The sequence below is a fragment of the Streptococcus sp. HMSC076C09 genome (assembly GCF_001837905.1).
Lineage (GTDB): Bacteria > Bacillota > Bacilli > Lactobacillales > Streptococcaceae > Streptococcus > Streptococcus parasanguinis_I.
On sequence record NZ_KV834624.1, the window covers coordinates 1 to 4,865 of the forward strand.

Sequence of the window (4,865 nt, forward strand, 5' to 3'; positions counted from 1 at the left end):
TTACATAAGATCTAAGCATAACGTATAAACCTCCCGAAGTTATTTACCAACTTAGATAGTCTTTCTTTGATCTCTTTGCTGGGATACAAACACTTTAAAAATATTTCATTCAAAGATTTCTATGCTACTTCCAGCAGAATTACAGATGCAACATGATGCGTTTGCGGGAGTTCAAAGCTCCAGTGGAGCTTTGAAGCTTCTCGCCTTGAAATGAAAAAGCGAGATTTTAACTACGTTTTACCAACAAACTTACACACTCGACATGTGGTGCTAGTAAACTTCTATAATATATAATGAAAATAATAGAGTATTTTATAAAATTATACTATAAAACGAAAGAGAATTACACACTCAACTCAAACAACTTATAAAACTCACCTCTCCTATCCATCAGGTCACTAAAAGAACCATCTTCAACAATGACGCCTGCTTTCATAAAGAGAATTCTATCGTATCTTTTCAAAATGTTCTCATTCAACTTGTGGGTGACTACAAGTGCAGTTAAATCTTGAATATCCAAGATTGAATTTTCAATTTCAGTAGTTACTTGATTATCCAAAGATGAGGTTGCCTCGTCCAATAATAAGATTGGTGTTTTTCGAATCAAGGCACGCGCAATACTAAGTCTTTGTTTTTGTCCTCCAGATAGATTTGAACCATTCTCTCCACATAAAGTTTGTAGACCGGATTCATTTTCTAAAACATAACTTTCTAAACCTGACTGCTGTACAGCTTGATTTATTTCCTCATCAGTAAAGGATTGATTAAGAGTAATATTGGCTCTTAAAGTATCATCAAAGATATAAACATCTTGTTGAACAATCGTCATTAAGTTATAAAGGCTCTCTGCTGAAATAGCTTGTATATCTTGATTATCAATTAAAATATGTCCACTTGTTACATCATAAAAACGCAGTAATAGATTGAGCAAAGTTGATTTCCCACTCCCTGACATTCCTACAATTGCAATTTTTTCCCCTTTTTGAATCTTCAAAGATAAATGATTAAAAATTTTTTCTTCAGTATTAGGGTAAGAAAAGTCTATATTTGAAAAAGAAATAACATCATCGAAATATTCTTTCGTTTCACCAGTCTGAAGTTCGATTACATCTTTTACCTCAAATGCATCTAGTGTTGCCTGACCTTCACGGAATTTACTCATTCCCATACCAATTTCATTTAGTGGCATTACTACAAAATTGACTAGTTGAACAATAGCTGTCACACTTCCAATTGTGGTATAGCCATTAAATACTAAATACATCCCTCCACCAAAAGCTACCAAAAAAACAATCATCCCTGAAAGCTGGGAAATAACATTTGCTAAAACATCAAATTTTCCTTTTATAAAATATATCTCATCCAAATTTTCACTTTCATGACTATAATCCTCAAAGATAGCATCTTTCACATTAAAACTTTTAATAACCAGAAATCCTGCTAAAATATCTTTAACCTTAGCTAAATACTTCTGATCTGCAATCATAGCACTATTTTGTAAAGAGGCTGATTTTTGTCCAATAAATCCTGAAATCATCATCGGAATAATGCTAGCAATGATTACTAATAAGGTCAAAAACCAATTACCTATAAACATAGCTAGGAGTGAAAAAATCATTAAGGAAAGGTTTTTTGAAATATTAAAATACTGGTGTAGATAATCTTGCTCGATTTTCTTCATATTTTCGGTTAATACAGAAATAAACTTCCCTGATTTTTCTTTAGAAAAGTCTCTATAATCCCTATCTAAAATAGATTGGAAAACCTTGTTTTTATAACTTGACATGATTTGCCTAACAAGTTTATTTCTCAATCGAAGAGATATAAAGTTCAGTCCTGCATAGATGAAAATAACAGTAGCTCCTACTAGTACCGCTTGAGTTAAGGCTTCTTTATTTTGGGACATGCCACTATCAATAATACCTTTAATAGAATAAGCAAAAGCAATATTAGTTAAAGGGACCAGTGTATTAAATATCATGAAAGCATAAAAAGCCTTCTGATGGTTCTTTATCAATTGTTTCATCCTTAATCTACCTCATAATTCTTAATTTCATTTAGAAAATGTGACATAAAATATTCTTCTAAGTCAATATTCTCTCTCCTAATCTCTTTCATAGAGACTTGTTCTACAATTTCTCCATTTTTGATAAAACCAATCTTATCTGCTATCTGTGAAATTTCCGATAATATATGACTCGATATTAGAATTGTAATTCCATGCTCCTTAGAAAGCGACAACAAAAGATTTCGAATTTCTTGAATTCCTATTGGATCTAAACCATTGATTGGCTCATCTAAAATTAACAATTTAGGTTTTGTTAGAAAAGCACGAGCTAAACCAAGTCTCTGCCTCATTCCTAACGAAAAATCTTTTACTTTTTTAGTCGTATTTTTTAATCCGACCATTCTTAAAGCTCTTATTATATCTGATTCAGTAATAGTTTTCCCCATATACTGTGCGTGAATTTCCAAAATTTCTTTTGCAGTGAAGTTTTCGTAAAAACTTGGTGTTTCAATAATACTTCCAACCTGACTTAGTATTTCCTCTCTGTGTTCTTGTAGATTTTTACCAAAAATTTCAATACTACCTGATGTAATAGTTGATAAGGATAACATACATTTCATTAATGTTGTTTTCCCTGCACCATTTGGTCCTAAAAAACCATAGATTTCTCCTTCAGCAATTTGAAGGTTGATACCACTTAAAATTTCTTCTTTATCAATTGTTTTAAAAACTTCTTTTATTTCAACAATATTTCTCATTTCTATCTCTCCTTCTATATCCAGCTTTAAATGCAAGAATTTTTCTCCCGGAGCATAAATACCAACTTATACAGTCTCTTTTTTTATAGAAATCATCAAGGAAATATAACTTTCCTTCAATTAAACTCAGCTATGCTACTTGATACTAATATCTTGTCTTGAAATATTATAAATTGAAAATGAAGTAATCATTAAACTAATGAAACTTGCAAATATCAAAAAGAATAAGTTATCAGCAATATTATTAGATAAACTTCCTGGACTTACATTTGAAAGTAATGCTGCTAAACCAAGTCCTGTAAGCATTGTTATAGCAGTTGAATGCTTAATCATCCCTAAAACAAATGGTAGTAACCCTATTAGTACTGTTGCAAACGTTATTCCAGCTAAGTTAATTAATTGACTAGCAACAGGGATATAACTAGATTCAGTTACAACAGCCATGAATTTAATGAATAATTGAATCACTAAATGGGCAGAAAATTGAGCAATAAATGCTATTAGAATGACTGAAATAATTTTTCCCCATAGTAACTTTATTTTAGAAATAGGGTAAGAAAACAACTGAAAAATTGTTCTTCGTTTAAATTCATCAATAATAATCGTAGACAATAAATAAGATTCGAAAATCAAAAATGCTGCTTTTGTAAATAAAGATGAAAACAATGAAGCTACAATTGCCCAACCTTCCCATTTACCAGTAACTCTAATAACATTAGAATCCTGTCCAGTAAATTCTCCTAGTTTATTGTCAGTACCTAAACCCATAATAATGATTGCTGTAATACCTAACACTATAAATATAGTACACAACCAAGCTAAAAATAATTTAGATTTAGAAACTTTATTTAATTCAATTTTAATAAGCGACAACATAGATTATTTCCTCCAAAGCGTAAATAAAGAATAAACTATTCAGACTAATCTCGACAAATATTTAAAAATAAGTTTATTCTTCAGAAAATGCCACTATACATACCATCGGTATGTATACACTAAAAACAAACATACCTACGGTATGTATAATAGATTTTTAATAACACACTTAAAGTATGTTATTTTTAATTATAAATTATGTAAGATCATTTATTCAATTGATAATACATAAATAGAAATTAGTATTAACAAGAATGTCATGCGACGACTTATTTACTATTTTTTTAAGTGATCGAATAAGTTGAAAATCACCTCCATCATTTCATCAGTAATTAACTGTACTCCTAGACCTTCAAAAGTAAGTTTAATGAAATTCATTTTGCGCTTTAATTCTACTAATGAATAAACGGAAATTTGAAAACCAATCCAAATATTTAGAGTTAAAACAATTAAATCTGCTAGCTCTTCTGGATATTCTGTTTTAATAGACCCATCTTCAACTCCTTCGTAAACTTTTTCTCTAATTTCGGGTAAAAAATCAGAAAATAGACCTAGATACTGCTCTCCCAACAAACGTGGACTTCTTAGCATAATTGAGGCAGAGTAAACGAGCCTTTGGTGTTCAAAATTAGAGAAAGAGTCCATCAAAGAATTTTGTATCTTTTCTAATCCAGTATTTCCTCTCCAATTATAATTAAAAATTTCTTGATTATTTTCGCTAATGATCGTTTGCAAAATATCATATTTAGACTCAAAATGATGATAAATAACACCTTTCGTCAATCCACCTAAGCCATCTATGATATCTTGTATTGACGTATTATCAAATCCTTTTTCTAAAAATAAATCTTTAGAGACCTCTAGTATTTTTTTTCTAGTTTCGTGTGAGTTTCTATTTCTTGCCATTCCAGTCCCTTTCTATCATACCGATGGTATGTAACTTCTATTTTAGTGGACAAAACTAATAATGTCAAGTTCTTTATTGGAATATAACAAAAAGCCTTAATTCAAGGCTTTTCATTATATATTTCGTATACACTTTAGTATCCTAGATCCAGAATTACATAATGAAAATTAGTCAATTTTCTCAATAATGTTTCCAAGTTTATCCAAGACAAGACAGGAATGATCATTTAGTGGAATTATGGGAACATCAACAAGTTCTTCAGCACTAGCCTTATTAGCTTTTTCATTCCATGAATCATAATGAACACTAATTAAAA

At 30.2% G+C, this 4,865-nt stretch carries 4 protein-coding genes; all 4 read right to left on the reverse strand.

Features of this window, described 5'->3' with window-relative positions:
• Positions 1-343: 343 nt before the first annotated feature.
• The 4 genes from HMPREF2704_RS02575 to HMPREF2704_RS02590 all read right to left on the reverse strand — a co-directional run bounded on the left by HMPREF2704_RS02575 (position 344) and on the right by HMPREF2704_RS02590 (position 4,548).
• Positions 344-2,026 carry an ABC transporter ATP-binding protein gene (locus HMPREF2704_RS02575; RefSeq protein ID WP_070845565.1) on the reverse strand — a complete coding sequence of 561 codons (1,683 nt, stop codon included), beginning with the start codon at positions 2,024-2,026 and terminating at the stop codon, positions 344-346.
• 2 nt (positions 2,027-2,028) lie between these two features.
• Positions 2,029-2,766, reverse strand: coding sequence for an ABC transporter ATP-binding protein (locus HMPREF2704_RS02580; RefSeq protein ID WP_070845567.1), 738 nt, complete (start codon positions 2,764-2,766; stop codon positions 2,029-2,031).
• Between the two features lie 135 nt (positions 2,767-2,901).
• The gene (locus HMPREF2704_RS02585; RefSeq protein WP_070845569.1) at positions 2,902-3,642 is read right to left on the reverse strand and encodes an ABC transporter permease; all 741 of its coding nucleotides are present in this window, start codon (positions 3,640-3,642) and stop codon (positions 2,902-2,904) included.
• 276 nt (positions 3,643-3,918) lie between these two features.
• Positions 3,919-4,548, reverse strand: a complete 630-nt coding sequence (locus HMPREF2704_RS02590) for a TetR/AcrR family transcriptional regulator (RefSeq protein ID WP_070845571.1) — start codon at positions 4,546-4,548, stop codon at positions 3,919-3,921.
• Positions 4,549-4,865: the final 317 nt, after the last annotated feature.

Coding starts and splice junctions, on each gene's coding strand:
- HMPREF2704_RS02575 (WP_070845565.1), bottom strand. CDS start 2,026: ATGAAACAATTGATAAAGAACCATCAGAAGGCTTTTTATGCTTTCATG.
- HMPREF2704_RS02580 (WP_070845567.1), bottom strand. CDS start 2,766: ATGAGAAATATTGTTGAAATAAAAGAAGTTTTTAAAACAATTGATAAA.
- HMPREF2704_RS02585 (WP_070845569.1), bottom strand. CDS start 3,642: ATGTTGTCGCTTATTAAAATTGAATTAAATAAAGTTTCTAAATCTAAA.
- HMPREF2704_RS02590 (WP_070845571.1), bottom strand. CDS start 4,548: ATGGCAAGAAATAGAAACTCACACGAAACTAGAAAAAAAATACTAGAG.